The organism is Reyranella sp. (assembly GCF_044224635.1).
In the GTDB taxonomy this organism is placed as follows: Bacteria; Pseudomonadota; Alphaproteobacteria; order Reyranellales; family Reyranellaceae; genus Reyranella.
Genome location: NZ_JBGAKA010000078.1, coordinates 1 through 14,383, shown reverse-complemented (window position 1 = coordinate 14,383; position 14,383 = coordinate 1). Strand labels below are relative to the sequence as shown.

At 66.2% G+C, this 14,383-nt stretch carries 12 protein-coding genes; 2 read left to right on the top strand and 10 right to left on the bottom strand.

The genetic code is table 11. The features are described from left to right. Positions 1-264: 264 nt before the first annotated feature. The 4 genes from ACILR9_RS36625 to ACILR9_RS36610 form a co-directional block, all read right to left on the bottom strand. Positions 265-1,365, bottom strand: coding sequence for an ABC transporter ATP-binding protein (locus ACILR9_RS36625; protein WP_395714935.1), 1,101 nt, complete (start codon positions 1,363-1,365; stop codon positions 265-267). A 7-nt stretch (positions 1,366-1,372) separates the two neighbouring features. Further along, complete coding sequence (locus ACILR9_RS36620) at positions 1,373-2,290, bottom strand: carbohydrate ABC transporter permease (RefSeq protein WP_395714934.1); 918 nt, start codon at positions 2,288-2,290, stop codon at positions 1,373-1,375. After that, positions 2,290-3,219, bottom strand: coding sequence for a carbohydrate ABC transporter permease (locus ACILR9_RS36615; RefSeq protein ID WP_395714933.1), 930 nt, complete (start codon positions 3,217-3,219; stop codon positions 2,290-2,292). The genes ACILR9_RS36620 and ACILR9_RS36615 overlap by 1 nt, the downstream gene beginning before the upstream one ends. An 87-nt stretch (positions 3,220-3,306) precedes the next feature. After that, on the bottom strand, positions 3,307-4,647 hold the full coding sequence (locus ACILR9_RS36610) for an ABC transporter substrate-binding protein (protein WP_395714932.1): 1,341 nt from the start codon (positions 4,645-4,647) through the stop codon (positions 3,307-3,309). Positions 4,648-4,872: 225 nt separating this feature from the next. Here ACILR9_RS36610 and ACILR9_RS36605 point away from each other — a divergent pair, with 225 nt between their 5' ends. Beyond that, positions 4,873-6,051: an aminotransferase gene (locus tag ACILR9_RS36605; RefSeq protein ID WP_395714931.1), complete on the top strand. Its 1,179-nt coding sequence runs from the start codon at positions 4,873-4,875 to the stop codon at positions 6,049-6,051. A 202-nt stretch (positions 6,052-6,253) separates the two neighbouring features. Next, positions 6,254-7,126 carry an alpha/beta fold hydrolase gene (locus ACILR9_RS36600; protein WP_395714930.1) on the top strand — a complete coding sequence of 291 codons (873 nt, stop codon included), beginning with the start codon at positions 6,254-6,256 and terminating at the stop codon, positions 7,124-7,126. Between the two features lie 138 nt (positions 7,127-7,264). Here the strand turns inward: ACILR9_RS36600 and thiD are convergent, their stop codons facing one another. The 6 genes from thiD to ybgF are packed head-to-tail and all read right to left on the bottom strand — an operon-like array spanning position 7,265 to position 14,180. Beyond that, entirely contained in the window at positions 7,265-8,059 is a 795-nt protein-coding gene (thiD, locus tag ACILR9_RS36595) for a bifunctional hydroxymethylpyrimidine kinase/phosphomethylpyrimidine kinase (protein ID WP_395714929.1), read from the bottom strand. A gap of 38 nt (positions 8,060-8,097) precedes the next feature. Then, complete coding sequence (gene glmM / locus ACILR9_RS36590) at positions 8,098-9,444, bottom strand: phosphoglucosamine mutase (RefSeq protein WP_395714928.1); 1,347 nt, start codon at positions 9,442-9,444, stop codon at positions 8,098-8,100. Between the two features lie 10 nt (positions 9,445-9,454). Continuing rightward, entirely contained in the window at positions 9,455-10,228 is a 774-nt protein-coding gene (gene folP / locus ACILR9_RS36585) for a dihydropteroate synthase (protein WP_395714927.1), read from the bottom strand. A 41-nt stretch (positions 10,229-10,269) separates the two neighbouring features. After that, positions 10,270-12,213, bottom strand: coding sequence for an ATP-dependent zinc metalloprotease FtsH (ftsH, locus tag ACILR9_RS36580; RefSeq protein WP_395714926.1), 1,944 nt, complete (start codon positions 12,211-12,213; stop codon positions 10,270-10,272). Positions 12,214-12,237: 24 nt separating this feature from the next. Next, positions 12,238-13,455 (bottom strand): tRNA lysidine(34) synthetase TilS, encoded by a 1,218-nt coding sequence (gene tilS / locus ACILR9_RS36575; RefSeq protein ID WP_395714925.1) that lies wholly within the window; start codon positions 13,453-13,455, stop codon positions 12,238-12,240. Next, positions 13,452-14,180 (bottom strand): tol-pal system protein YbgF, encoded by a 729-nt coding sequence (gene ybgF / locus ACILR9_RS36570; protein WP_395714924.1) that lies wholly within the window; start codon positions 14,178-14,180, stop codon positions 13,452-13,454. Before ybgF ends, tilS begins: the two co-directional genes overlap by 4 nt. Positions 14,181-14,383 lie beyond the last annotated feature (203 nt).

Genomic DNA, 14,383 nt, shown 5'->3' with positions numbered 1-14,383 from the left:
AGCCCCCGAACGGAGGGTTCATCTGCTTCCGGTCTGCGGGCAAGAAACGAAAGGTCCCTCGCGGCGCTCGGGGTGACACCAATGTGCTGGGGCGCGCCGCTCCGGTGGCGCGATCATCTTCGATCACACCAAAGACGCGCCACTGAAGTGGCGCGCGCCCGGCCGTGAGCTGTCATCCCGAGCGCCGCGAGAGACCTTTCCTCATCTCAGGGCGCGACCAACATCACCGCGCGAAAAGCGACCCGGCCCCGCCGACGTCGAGCGCTACAGCACCTTGCCCGAGTTGTCGTCGATCAGGTGCATGTTGCTGAGGTCGGCGCGCAGCTTCATGGCCTTGCCGTCGGCGGCGCCGGCGTTTGGGTTGACGCGGCCGCAGACCTCGGCGCCATTGACCGTGAAGTAGACTAGGGTCTCCATGCCCATCGGCTCGACGACGTCGATCGCCATGTCGAAATCGTGCTGGTTGGGCTCGATGTGCGGGCGCGTCTCGGTGATGTGCTCGGGACGCAGGCCGAGCACCAGGTTCGACTTGCCGGCGTGGCCCGAGTAGCGCGCCGTCCGGTCCGACGGCACCGGGAAGGAGAGCTTGTCGCTCAACCGCACCCGCAACGCCCCGGCTGCCTGCTCGAGATGGCAGGGCAGGAAGTTCATCGCCGGGGAGCCGATGAAGCCCGCCACGAACTTGGTGGCCGGCGCATGATAGAGATCGTTGGGCGCGCCGACCTGCTCGATCAGCCCGGCATTCATCACGACGACCCGGTCGGCGAGCGTCATCGCCTCGACCTGGTCGTGGGTCACGTAGACCGTCGTCGTGCGCACCTTCTGATGCACCTTCTTGATCTCGGTGCGCATCTGCACGCGCAGCTTGGCGTCGAGGTTGGAGAGCGGCTCGTCGAACAGGAACACTTTCGGATCGCGCACGATGGCGCGGCCCATGGCGACACGCTGTCGCTGGCCGCCCGACAGCTGCTTGGGCTTGCGGTCCAGGAGCTCGGTGATGTCGAGGATCTGCGCCGCCTGCTTGACCCGCCGCTCGATCTCGTCCCTCGGCGTGCGCTTGAGCTTCAGCCCGAACGACATGTTCTCGTACACGTTCATGTGCGGGTAGAGCGCGTAGTTCTGGAACACCATCGCGATGTCGCGGTCCTTGGGCGGCACGTCGTTGACGATGTCGCCACCGATCGCGATGTCGCCGTCCGAGATCTCCTCGAGGCCGGCGATCATGCGCAAGGTCGTGCTCTTGCCGCAGCCCGACGGGCCGACCAGGACGATGAACTCCTTGTCGGTGATGTCGAGATCGATGCCGCGAACTGCCAGCACCTCGTCGTATTTCTTGACGACCTTACGCAACGTTACTTGAGCCATTGTCCGATCACCCCTTGGTCGCGCCGGCGGTCAGGCCTGCGATGTAGTAGTCCATCAGGAACGCGTAGATGATGAGCGGTGGCGCCGCGCCGAGCAACGCCCCTGTCATGATCTGACCCCAATTGAACACATCACCCTTGATCAGTGTGGTGACGATGCCGACCGGCAGCACCAGCTCGTTCGCCGAGGTGGTGAAAGCCAGGGGATAGAGGAACTGCGCCCACGACACGGTGAAGGTGAAGATCGTGGCGGCGATGATGCCGGGTAGCGCAACCGGGATGAAGATCTTGGTGAGGGTTTGCATCCAGGTCGCGCCGTCGATCAGGGCGGCCTCGTCGAGCTCCTTGGGGATCGAGGCGAAGTATCCGATCATGATCCAGGTCGCGAACGGCACGGTCAGGGTCGGATAGAGGATGAGCATCGTCCACCAGTGATTCATCAACTGGATGCCGAGCGTCTCGTTGACCCAGGCGAACATCTTGAACAGCGGGATGAACAGCAGGGTTTCCGGGATCAGGTAGGTCAGGAACACGCCGGTCGCCAGCGTCGCCGAGCCCCAGAACCGCATGCGCGCCAGGGCAAAAGCCGCGACCACGCTGATCGACATGGTGATCGCGACCGTGATGACCGAGACGATCGCCGAGTTGCGGAAGAAGGTCAGGTACTGGTTCTGGGTCAGGAGCTCGATATAGTTCGACAGGGTGGGATTGTAGACCCACCACGGATTGCTCTCGGCCGAGATCTCCGCGCTCGTCTTGAGCGAGGTGATGAACATGTAGACCGGCGGCGTCAGGAAGAAGATGGCGAACAGAACCAGGAAGAAATAGGACCAGCGCAGCGCCCAGCGGCGGTCCCGGCTCATGCTGCCGTAGCGCGGCCGCGAGGCGGCGCGGGAGGAAGTGGTAGCGACTGCTGCGTCGGCCATCAGACTTCACTCCCCCGCTTGGAGATATCGCGCAGGATGAACGTGGCGGCGACCGCCAGGATCGGCACCATGAACAACGATACCGCCGAGCCCAAGGGTATGTCGCCGCTTTCTATGCCGACACGGAACGCCCAGGTGGCAAAGACGTGGGTGGTGTTCAACGGATCGCCCTTGGTCAGCACCCGCACGATATCGAAGTTGGCGAAGGTGACGATCAGCGAGAACAGCGCCGTGATGGCGATGATGTTGCGCATCATCGGCAGGGTCACGTACCAGATGCGCTGCCACCACGTGGCGCCGTCGATCGAAGCCGCCTCGTAGAGCTGCTCGGGAACCGACTTCAGGGCCGCCAGGTACATGATCATGAAGAACGGCGCGCCGATCCACACGTTGACCAGGATCACCGAGAAGCGCGCCCAGCCGGTCTCGCCGAGCCACGGGATACGATCGATGCCGAAATGGGCGAGGATCCAGTTGAAGGCGCTGTAGGACGGGTCGAACAGCCACAGCCAGGCGAGCGTGCTCATGGCCGGCGGGATGACCCACGGCACCAGCAGCATGCCGCGCCACTTGCGCTGGCCCTTGCTCGGGATGTTGTGCACGAAATGGGCGACGACGAAGCCGATGATCGCCTTGAAGACGACGGCCGTGATCGCAAACAGGCACGATTGATAGACCACCATCCAGAAGGTCTCGCGCCCGAACAGGAAATCGAAGTTCCCCAGCCCGACGAAGCGCGTCATGCCCTTGTTCAGCATCGCCAGATAGATCGCATACCCCGCCGGATAGGCGACCAGGGTCACGATCAAGAGGATCAGCGGGAGCGCCATCAGGAAGGCGATGGTCGACTTGCGCTGCATCAGCTTGTGCAGGCCGCTGCGACTGTCGCCCGTGAGCGTAGCCGGACCTCGTGCCGCTATGTCTGCCATTGCCAACTCCGACGTTGCTGTGTGCTGCGGTACGCATACGCGGAGGGGCGCCGCAGACCGGCGGCGCCCCAGTGGTCAAAGCTGGTCCTAGTTACGCATGAACCCTTCGATCTCCCTCGACGCCCAGTCGAGCGTCTTGTCCATCGCCTCGCCCTTGTAGTGGCGGACGATCATCTGCGGCATGATGCCCTGATTGTAGATCTGCTCGGCGATCTTGTGCGGCGCCGGCGCCGCGGCGATCGACAGCTTCTGATGGTTGTACGGATTGGGATAGTGGAAGAGCGTGCCCTTCGGCGGCTCCTCCTCGGCCCAGGTCTTGAACTCGGTGAAGTTCGCGAACGACGGTAGATCGTAGCCGCCGCTCGCCGCCACCAGCTTCTCGGCCGACGTTTGAGAGCTGATGAACACCAGCAGGCTCTTCGCCGCGGCGGCGTTCTTGCTGAAGCTCCAGATATTCCAGAAGAACGGGATGTAGGGGGCATACCGCCCGTTCGGCCCGGACGGGAAACCGTGGGTCCAGCACTGCTCTGCGACCTTCGGCGCATCGCGCTTGGCGACCGCCCAGGCGCTCGGCGGATTCATGATCAGGGCGCCTCGGCCCGACACCAGCCACTTGTTGTTGGAAGCGTCGTCCCACGACGGCGCGTCCTCGGGCAGGAACGCCGTGAGACGCTTGCAGTAGTCGAGCGCCTTGCGGACATTGTCCGACTTGACCGTGATGTCGCCCTTGGCGTTGACGAGCTGGGCACCGAAGCTGTGGAAGAACGCACCGGCCGTGTCGACCGAGTCCGAGGTCGTGCCGAGCCCGATGCCAAAGGCATGTCCGGCTTTCTGACAAGCCTCGGCCGCCTTGAGAAAGGCGTCGAGCGTCCAGGCGTCGGCCTTGGGCGGCGCTCCAACCGGATACATGGCCTGCACGTCGATGCCGGCATGCTGTTTCATCAGGTCGATGCGCGAGCACGGGCCCTTGATCTGGCTGCCGATGGGGACCGGCACGCCGAGCCACTTGCCGTCGACCTTGCCGAGATACTCGACGGTACCGTTGACAGCACCATTCTGCTTGATCAGCGGCTCCATGATGTCGTTGACCGACACCACTTGCTCGGCATAGCGGGCGGGCAGCCAATGCGCCATCGCCAGCACGTCGTGTCCCGACTTCGCCTGCGCTTCGGCGGCTGTCGTCAGCAGGAGCTTGTTGCCCTGGGACGTGATGTAGTCGATCGTGACCTCGACCTTTTCCTTGTCGGCCCATTCACGAATCAGGGCCTCGCTGGTCTTGTTGGCACCGGGCACCCAATGGTCCCACAAGCCGAGCGACAGCTTGCCAGCGGCATAGGCGCCCCGCACGAAGGGGGCAGCGACGAACGCCGTCGAAGCGGCAGTCGTGCTGGCGACAAACCTACGACGGCTGACTTTACGCGATACCATTTCGTTTCCTCCTGTTTTGCATGACTCTCATGGGAGTCTTAGCTGCGATGCTAGGCACAAGCCACGGCGCAAGCAATTGAATTTCGATCAAGATCGCCAATTGCTCATAAATTGACAGGAATGAGGCAGAACCGGATGCTCCGCCGCGTCCAAATGGAGGTACGATCGTGCGGCATAATTGTGTGAAATCGACTCGTCCAAACCCTATCGGCCACGCTTCCTGACATGACCCTCGCTCCTGCCGCCAACCCCTGGCTCGTCGCCGTCGAGCCGTCTCCGATCGGCGAAACCAAACGCTGGGTGCTCGGCCGCACCTTCCCCGCCGAGCGGCCGCTGGTCGACCTCAGCCAGGCGGTGCCGGGCTATCCTCCGGCGCTGGAGTTGCGCCGCCATCTGGGCGAACGGCTGCTCGATCCGACGGTGCACGGCTACACGCCGATCCTCGGCCTGCCGGCGCTGCGCGACTCCTATGCCGCGCACCTGTCCGCCTTCTACGGGGCGCCAATCACGCCGGGCGAGGTCGGCATCACCTCGGGCTGCAACCAGGCCTTCTGCCTGGCGCTGATGAGTCTCGCCAAGGCGGGCGACCAGGTGATCCTGCCCCGCCCGCACTACTTCAATCACGACATGTGGATGCGCATGCAGGGCATCGAGCCGGTGTCGCTCGATTTCCGGCCCGATTCGGGCGCCGTGCCCAATGCCGAGGATGCCGAGCGGCTGATCGGCCCGAAGACCCGTGCCATCGTGCTGATCTCGCCCAACAACCCGACCGGCGCGGTCTATCCCGCCGAGACCATCCACGCCTTTTTCGCCCTGGCGCAGCGGCGCGGCATCGCCCTCATCCTCGACGAGACCTACAAGGATTTCCTGCCCGAAGGTGTGCGGCCTCATTCCCTGTTCGGCGATCCGACGTGGCGCGGCACGCTGGTGCACCTCTACAGCTTCTCGAAAGTGTTCGCTCTCACCGGCTATCGGGTGGGCGGCGTCACAGCCGGGGCGCCGCTGATCGCCGAGATCGAGAAGGCAATGGATTGCGTCTCGATCTGCCCGCCGCGGCTCGGCCAGGAAGCGGCGCTCTACGGCCTTGAAAACCTGCTGCCGTGGGCGCGCCGCAACACCCAAGGCCTGAAGGCGCGCGCCGACCTGCTGGGCGACGGCCTGCAGCGCTCCAATCGCTGGCGCCTGGTCAGCATCGGCGCTTACTTCGCCTACGTCGAGCACCCCTTCACCGGCCAGCGCTCCACCGCGGTCTCCAAGCGGCTGGCCGACGAGGAGAACCTGCTGACCATTCCCGGCGACATGTTCGGCGCCGGCCAGGAACGCTTCGTCCGCCTCGCCTTCGCCAACGTCGCCGACGACAAGATCCCGATCGTGCTGGAACGGCTCGAGCGGTTCGGCGCGTAGCCAGTCTTCGCCTCCCCAGCGTCGCTGGGGAGGAAACTGAGGCGACCTCATTCTCCTCCCCAAGCGTAGCTTGGGGAGGTGTCCGCGTAATCGCGGACGGAGGGGTCATAGGCCCCAGTCCCGCTGCTCATGACCCCTCCGCCCCCGATTACGGGGGCACCTCCCCAGCTTCGCTGGGGAGGAGCACCAAAAGGACCCCTCAATGCCCCACGCAACCACACCCGACGGCGTGAAGCTGTACTACGAAGAAACCGGCAGCGGCACGCCGATCCTGTTCGTGCACGAGTACAGCGGCGACTGGCGCAGCTGGGAGCCGCAGATGCGGTTCTTCGCGCGCCGTCATCGTTGCATCACCTACTCGTTCCGCGGCTATCCCGGATCGGACGTGCCCGAGGCCGGATCGATGTACGGCCAGCGTCACGCCGTCGACGACGCCACGCACATGCTCGACTATCTCGGCATCCCCAAGGCCCACGTCATCGGCCTGTCGCAGGGTGCCTTCGCCACCGCGCATTTCGGCCGGCTTAACGCCGACCGCGCGCTGTCGTTGACGCTGGCCGGTGTCGGCTCCGGCGCGGGACGCGAAGGGCACGAGCAGTTCAAACGGGATGCCCGGGCGACGGCACAGCGCATCCGCGACAAGGGCATGGCCAGCTACGCCGAAGGTCTCAAGAGCAACCCGACCCGTTCGCGCTTCAAGCAGAAGGACCCGCGCGGGTTCGAAGAATTCGTGAAGCAGCTCGGCGAGCATCCCGACATCGGCGCCGCCAACACCATGGAGAACTACCAGGGCAAGCGGCCCTCGCTCTACGATTTCGAGGAGGAGTGGAAGAAGCTCGACGTGCCGACGCTGATCATCTGCGGCGACGAGGACGAGCCCTGCCTGCAGCCGAGCCTCTACCTCAAGCACGTCCTGCCCAATGCCGGGCTCGCGATGTTCGCCAAGACTGGCCACACGGTGAACATCGAGGAGCCCGACGCGTTCAACCGCGAGGTCTGGAACTTCATCGCTCTCGTCGAGGCCGGCAAATGGACGCCGGCGGAGCCACTCGACAAGGATGCGCCGCTGATTTGAGTTCATATCCTACCCAGCATCGCTGGGGAGGTGTCGCCGTCTTCGGCGACGGAGGGGTCATGAGCAGCGGGACTGTGACTCATGACCCCTCCGTCCGCGAAGACGCGGACACCTCCCCAACAGAGTTGGGGAGGAGAATCAGGCCTTGACCGTCACCGCGTGATTGAGTGGTCCATGGCCGCGGCCGTAATCCGGCGCCGTCTCGATCGCCTGGCGTACGTAGGCGCGCGCCCGCGCAACCGCATCCACCAGTGACATGCCCTGCGCGAGACCTGCGGCGATCGCCGAGGCGAGCGTGCAGCCGGTGCCGTGCGTGCTGCGGCTGGCAATGCGCGCATCCTCGAAGCGCTCCATGCGGCCTTCGTAGAACAGCAGGTCGACCACCCGGTCGCCCTCGAGATGGCCGCCCTTCATCAGCACCGCGCTGGCGCCAAGTCGCGCCAGTCGCTCGGCGGCGCGGCGCATGTCGGCCTCGACGCGCACCGGCAGGCCGGTCAGCACCTCGGCTTCCGGCAGGTTGGGCGTCACCAGGGCGGCCATCGGCAGCAGCGTGTCACGCAGCGCCGCCTCGGCTTCGCCGAGCAGCAGGCGGTGGCCGCCCTTGGCGACCATCACCGGGTCCACGATCAGCGGCGCGCCGCGCGCCCGTACGCGCAGCGAGGACGCCACCGCGGCAATGACCTCGGCGCTGTGCAGCATGCCGGTCTTGATCGCATCGGCGCCGATATCGGCCAGCACGACCTCGATCTGCTGGGTGATGAAAGCAGGGTCGATCGGCACGACGCCGTGCACACCGAGCGTGTTCTGGGCCGTGAGCGCCGTGATCGCCGTCATGGCGAAGGCACCCATCGCGGTCACCGACTTGATGTCCGCCTGGATGCCCGCACCGCCCCCTGAATCGGAGCCGGCGATGATCAGCACGCGACCTTTCACGATCGCCCCTTCACGATCCCCTCGTCCCGGTCGGCGCGTCACGCGGCATGTTGGGGGATCGCCTCGATGATCTGGTCGACGACGGTGCGTACCAGATCAGAATCGTCACCCTCGGCCATCACCCGGATCAAAGGCTCGGTGCCCGATTTGCGCACCAGGATGCGCCCGGCCTTGCCGAGCCGCGCTTCGGCCGCCGCGATCGCCTTGGCAACCGATGCTGCCGCCAGTGCCGAGCTCGCATCGCCGACGCGCACGTTCTTCAGGAGCTGCGGTACCGGCTCGAAGGCATGGAATGCATCGCTGGCGCGCTGGCCCTTGCGCCGCATCGCCGCCAACGCATGCAGCGCCGCCATCAGGCCATCACCGGTGGTGGCGTGGTCGGTCATGATGATATGGCCGGACTGCTCGCCGCCGAGATTGTAGCCGTCGGCACGCATGCGCTCGAGCACGTAGCGGTCGCCGACCTGGGTGCGCACCAGCTTCAGCTGGCGGTCGCCAAGATAGCGTTCCAGCCCGAGGTTGGACATCACGGTGGCGACGACGCCATCCCCGATCAGCTGGCCGGAGGTGCGCCAGCTGTCGGCGATGGTCGCCATCAGCTGGTCGCCGTCGATCAGACGGCCGTGCTCGCACACCAGCACGACGCGGTCGGCGTCGCCGTCGAGCGCGATGCCGATGTCGGCGCCGTGCGCGACGACATGCTCCTGCACGAGGCCGGGATGGGTCGAGCCGCAACCGGCGTTGATATTGAAACCGTCCGGCGCCACGGCGAGCGGGATGACTTCGGCGCCGAGTTCCCACAGCACGGTCGGCGTCACCTTGTAGGCCGCGCCATTGGCGCAATCGACGACGATCTTGAGGCCCGTCAGATCGAGGGTGCGGCCGACCGAAGCCTTTACCGCCTCGATGTAGCGGCCTTCGGCATCGTCGAGCCGCTTGGCGCGGCCGATCGCGGCCGGCGCGGCCAGACCGACCGCCGATCCCCTGACCAGCGTCTCGATCTCGGCCTCGACGGCGTCGGAGAGCTTGAAACCGTCGGGTCCGAACAGCTTGATGCCGTTATCCTCGTAGGGGTTGTGCGATGCCGAGACCATGACGCCGATATCGGCGCGCATGGCCCGCGTCAGGAAGCCGACCGCAGGAGTCGGGATCGGACCGAGCAGCAGAACGTCGATTCCGACCGACAGGAAGCCTGCCGTCAGCGCCTGCTCGATCATGTAGCCCGAGAGGCGCGTGTCCTTGCCGATCACCACGCGGTGGCGATGGCCGCCGCGGTTGAAGAGCTGGCCGGCGGCCATGCCGATGCGCATCGCCGTCTCGGCAGTCATTGGTTCGCTGTTGGCCCGGCCGCGCACGCCGTCGGTGCCGAAGAGGGAACGGGACATGTCCCATTATCTACCTTATCGCCGCCGAAACTGCGAGAGCCTGGCGGGTGCCGGCGACGTCGTGGACGCGAACGATCGCAGCGCCTCGGCGCGCCGCCTCGACGGCCAGCCACACCGATGCCGGATCGCGCCGCCGCGCCTCCGCGATCCCCGTGAGGCGACCGACGAAGCTCTTGCGCGAGGCGCCGATCAGCACGGGATAGCCGGTCTCCGCCAACCGACCGACTCCGGCAACGAGGGCCATGTTCTCCTGCACGCTCTTGCCGAAGCCGAGACCCGGATCGAGCGCGATGCGCTCGCGGGCAATCCCTGCCATCTCGCAGGCCGCGGCACGCTCGAGGAGAAAGCGGCGTACGTCCTCGACGACATTGTCGTAGGCTGGGACGACATACTTCTCCTCGGGCCGCCCGGCGCGGTGCATGAGCACGACCGGCGCGCCCCATTGCGCCACCAGCGTCATCAGGTCGGGATCGTCGCGCAATCCCGACACGTCGTTGACGATGCGGGCGCCGGCGTCGAGGCACGCCCGCGCCACCTTGGCACGCCGCGTGTCGATCGAGACCACGGCGCCTCGCCTCGCCAGCCCCTCGACCACCGCAAGCACCCGCGCCAGTTCCTGATCGGCATCGATGGCGGTCGAGCCCGGGCGAGTCGACTCGCCGCCGACATCGACGATGTCGGCACCCTCTGAAACGAAACGCAGGCCATCGTCGATGGCCTGCGTCGGGTCGAGGCGTTCGCCGCCGTCGGAGAAGGAGTCCGGCGTCACATTGACGATCGCCATGATCCTCGGGCGATCGAGGGCGATGCCGGCGAAGCTTGCCGTCAAACGCCCGGCTGCGGCTCGGGATTGGCGCCACCCGGCGCCGAGCCGATGTTGGTCGGCGGCACCGAGGCACGGCGGCGGCGGTCGTGGTGGCCGGCGCCACCGGTGTCGTCGCGCACGATCTTCTCGCCGCGCAGGATCTGGTTGATCTCGTCGTTGCTGAGCGATTCGTACTCCAGCAGCGCCTTGGCGATCAGGTGCAGGTCGTCGAGGTGGTCTGTCAGGATCTGACGCGCCCTGCCCTCGGCTTCCTCGATCAGGCGGCGAACCTCCTGGTCGATGATCTGCGAGGTCGCCTCCGAGACATTCTGCGTCTGGGTCACGGCGTGACCCAGGAACACTTCCTGCTCGTTGGCCTGGTAGCGCACGCGGCCGAGCTTCTCGGACATGCCGTAGGCGGTGATCATGCCGCGCGCCGTCTGGGTTGCGACCTGGATGTCGTTGGCAGCCCCGGTCGTGACGTTCTCCGGCCCGAAGACGATCTCCTCGGCGACGCGGCCGCCGAACATGATCGCCAAACGCGATTCGAGGTACTGCTTGCTGTGCGAGAGATGATCGCGCTCGGGCAGCTGCATGGTGACGCCGAGCGCCCGGCCACGCGGGATGATCGTCACCTTGTGCAGCGGATCGCTCTTGGGCACATGCATGGAGACCAGGGCGTGGCCGGCCTCGTGATAGGCGGTCAGCCGCTTCTCGTCGTCGGTCATCGCCATCGAGCGACGCTCGGTGCCCATCAGCACCTTGTCCTTGGCGTACTCGAAGTCCGCCATCGTGACCAGACGCTTGCCGACACGGGCGGCGCGCAGCGCCGCCTCGTTCACCAGGTTGGCGAGATCGGCGCCGGAGAAGCCCGGCGTGCCGCGCGCCAGCACGCGCGGCTCGACGTCGGGCGCCAGCGGCACCTTGCGCATATGCACCTTCAAGATCTTCTCGCGGCCACCGACGTCGGGGTTGGGCACGATCACCTGGCGGTCGAAGCGGCCGGGCCGCAGCAGCGCCGGGTCGAGCACGTCAGGCCGGTTGGTGGCAGCGATCAGGATCACGCCTTCGTTCGATTCGAAACCGTCCATCTCGACCAGCAGCTGATTCAGCGTCTGCTCGCGCTCGTCGTTGCCGCCGCCCAGGCCGGCGCCGCGATGACGGCCGACCGCGTCGATCTCGTCGATGAACACGATGCAGGGCGCATTCTTCTTGGCCTGCTCGAACATGTCACGCACGCGGCTGGCGCCGACGCCGACGAACATCTCGACGAAGTCGGAACCCGAGATGGTGAAGAACGGCACGTTGGCCTCGCCGGCGATGGCGCGCGCCAGCAAGGTCTTGCCGGTGCCCGGCGGGCCGACCAGCAGACAGCCCTTCGGGATCTTGCCGCCCAGGCGCTGGAACTTCTGCGGGTCCTTCAGGAAGTCGACGATCTCTTCGAGCTCAGCCTTGGCCTCGTCGATGCCGGCAACATCTTCGAAGGTGACGCGGCCGTGCTTCTCGGTGAGCAGCCTCGCGCGCGACTTGCCGAAGCCCATGGCGCGACCGGTGCCACTCTGCATCTGGCGCAGGAAAAAGATGTAGACGCCGACCAGCACCAGGACCGGCAGCCAGCTCACGAAGATGCTGCCGAGATTGACACCCTCCTCGGCCGGACCGGCATCGACGCGATCGACGTTCTTGATCAGCATCGGCATCAGCTGCTCGTCGACCGGCGTGCTCGGCACGTAGGTGGCAAATTTCTGCACGCCGTTGCGCGGCTCGCGGAACGTGCCGGTGATGGTGTTGCCCTGGATGCGGACGTCCTGGACCTGGCGCTGCTCGACGGCGCGCACGAAGTCGGAATAGGAAACCGTGTTGCCGGCGGACCGCGTCGTGCCGCCCTGGAACACGCTGTAGAGCAGCGCGAGCAGCAGCACGATGACGATCCACAAAGCAGCGTTACGATTGAACGGGTTCACGGGCACATCCGTTGTCGAGAGGTGTCATTCTAAATGGTTGTTTGCGGCCGCGCCGCAAGCAAAAAATGCCGCCGGAACTAGGGGCTGGGCCGCGATCCCGCCATTTTCCGCCCGCGCCAGCCAGCGCAGGCGGCGGCTCCCCGGCGCCTGGCGCAGCATCAGGCGGCACTGGGACAGGGTGAAATCCTGCCCCCTGCCCGACTTGCCGCGGCCCACCGGCGCGATCAGCCGCTCGGCCGCCCGCTCCAGCCGGTCGCGCCGCGGCGGATGATCACGCCCGCCGACCCGCTGGACCAGCCGGCTCAGCAGCCGAGCCCGGAGGGCAACGGCGAGCCGGTCGAAAGCCAACTGATCGATGGCCGGCAGGCCAGCCTCGTCGAACTCGACGGTGGCGACAGCAGCGCGGGCGAGCTGGCGTTCGCGGGAAGTTCTGTCCTCCCCAGCTTCGCTGGGGAGGTGCCGCCGTCTTACGGCGGCGGAGGGGTCAGAGGCTTCCGGACCGCTGACGTCTCGCCGACTCATGATCATGAACGGGCGGCACGCCCCCGGACCCTGACTCATGACCCCTCCGCCCCGTAAGACGGGGCACCTCCCCAGCGAAGCTGGGGAGGAACCTGAGAGCCGCACCCTCACCCGCTCGAACCTCGGGTCCGCATTCGATGGATCGTCGATCCATTGCACGCCGCGTGCGAGGAGAGTCGCGGTGAGCCGGGCGCGGGGCACCGGGAGCAACGGCCGCAGCAGGCGCAGCTCCGGAAACTCCACCTGCGCCGCCATGCCTGCCAACCCGTCGGCACCACTGTCGCGGGCGGCGCGCATGATCACCGTCTCAGCCTGATCGTCGGCGTGGTGGGCGACCAGGAGATGCAGGATGCCTCGCCGCCGGCACTCGGCGCGCAGCAGACGATAACGTGCGGCCCGCGCCGCCTCCTGGAGGCCGGCACCCGGCTTGGCATCGGACCACCTCAGGACCACGCCGTCGACACCCTGCCCCGCGAGGCGCTGCAGGGTCGTGGCGGCCTCGGCGCCCGACTCGGGCCGCAGGCCATGATCGACGGTCAGGGCAACGACTCGCCCGCCCCGTGCGTGCGCCCACTCATGGGCCAACAACGCCAGCGCCATGGAATCCCGCCCGCCGGAAACCGCGACCACCAGCTCAGGGCAGGATTCGAACGGCGCGAACGGCGCCATCAGGCGGACAAAGCCGTCGGCATCCAGGATTGCGGGAGCGGGCGTGCTCACCCGCAGGCATTCTTCTGGCGCTCCTGCTCGACCCGGCGCTTCTGCAGGTCGGTCGCGCGCGGATAGTCCTGAGTGAACTTGGAGAACACGGCACAGGCGTCAGGCTTTCGTCCCAGCGTGGCCAGGGTGACGCCGAGCTTCAGCAGATTGTCTGGTCCCTTGGGGCTGCTCTTGTAGACCTTGTAGCCTTCGGCGAAGGCGGTCATCGCGTTCTGATAGTCGCGACGCGCATAGTAGGTCTCGCCCAGCCAATACTGCGCATTGCCGGCCAGCGCGTGCTTGGGATTGCTTTGCAGGAACGTCTTGAAGCCCCTCTCCGCCCCGGCATAGTCGCCATCCTGCAGCTTCTTGAAGGCGTCATGGTAGGCCTGCTCCCCACCGCCGCCACCTGCGTCGGGGGTGGCAGCCGCTGTCGGACCAGGCACCGGCGTGGAAGGCGCATTCGGCCGCGGCGGCGTCCCCCCTGAGCGGCCCTTCTCCAGCTGGTCGATGCGGAACTCGTAGTCGGTCTGCATCTTCTGCATCTGCTGCTGCAGCTGTTGATTGCGGTACTGCAGCTGCTCGATCTGTCCGGTCAGCATGGTGATCGACTGCTGAAGCTGGTTCAGCCGATCCTCGATGTAGACGGGATCGGCGCGCTGGGCCGCCGCCGCGGTCGGCACGGCGAGCGCGAGGACAATCACGAGACGGGCGAGCAGCGGCTTCATGGCGAACGACACTTTCATGGCAAGGCGGCCATTTTCAGGCACCGGCCTCGCACGGATCAAGGGTGCTCGGCAATTCCTCCTCAGCTCCGCTGGCTAACTTGAGCACAGATGTTGCGCTGCGAGATGGTAACCATCAGCGATAGCGTAGAAGCGTTCGAGTCCGTCGCGCATAGTGATGGGGCCATTTGATTTGTCACTTTGGTATCCGGTCCATCCGCCGA

Coding starts and splice junctions, on each gene's coding strand:
- ACILR9_RS36605 (WP_395714931.1), top strand. CDS start 4,873: ATGACCCTCGCTCCTGCCGCCAACCCCTGGCTCGTCGCCGTCGAGCCG.
- ACILR9_RS36625 (WP_395714935.1), bottom strand. CDS start 1,365: ATGGCTCAAGTAACGTTGCGTAAGGTCGTCAAGAAATACGACGAGGTG.
- folP (WP_395714927.1), bottom strand. CDS start 10,228: ATGGCGATCGTCAATGTGACGCCGGACTCCTTCTCCGACGGCGGCGAA.
- glmM (WP_395714928.1), bottom strand. CDS start 9,444: ATGTCCCGTTCCCTCTTCGGCACCGACGGCGTGCGCGGCCGGGCCAAC.
- ybgF (WP_395714924.1), bottom strand. CDS start 14,180: ATGAAAGTGTCGTTCGCCATGAAGCCGCTGCTCGCCCGTCTCGTGATT.
- ACILR9_RS36615 (WP_395714933.1), bottom strand. CDS start 3,219: ATGGCAGACATAGCGGCACGAGGTCCGGCTACGCTCACGGGCGACAGT.
- ACILR9_RS36610 (WP_395714932.1), bottom strand. CDS start 4,647: ATGGTATCGCGTAAAGTCAGCCGTCGTAGGTTTGTCGCCAGCACGACT.
- ACILR9_RS36600 (WP_395714930.1), top strand. CDS start 6,254: ATGCCCCACGCAACCACACCCGACGGCGTGAAGCTGTACTACGAAGAA.
- ACILR9_RS36620 (WP_395714934.1), bottom strand. CDS start 2,290: ATGGCCGACGCAGCAGTCGCTACCACTTCCTCCCGCGCCGCCTCGCGG.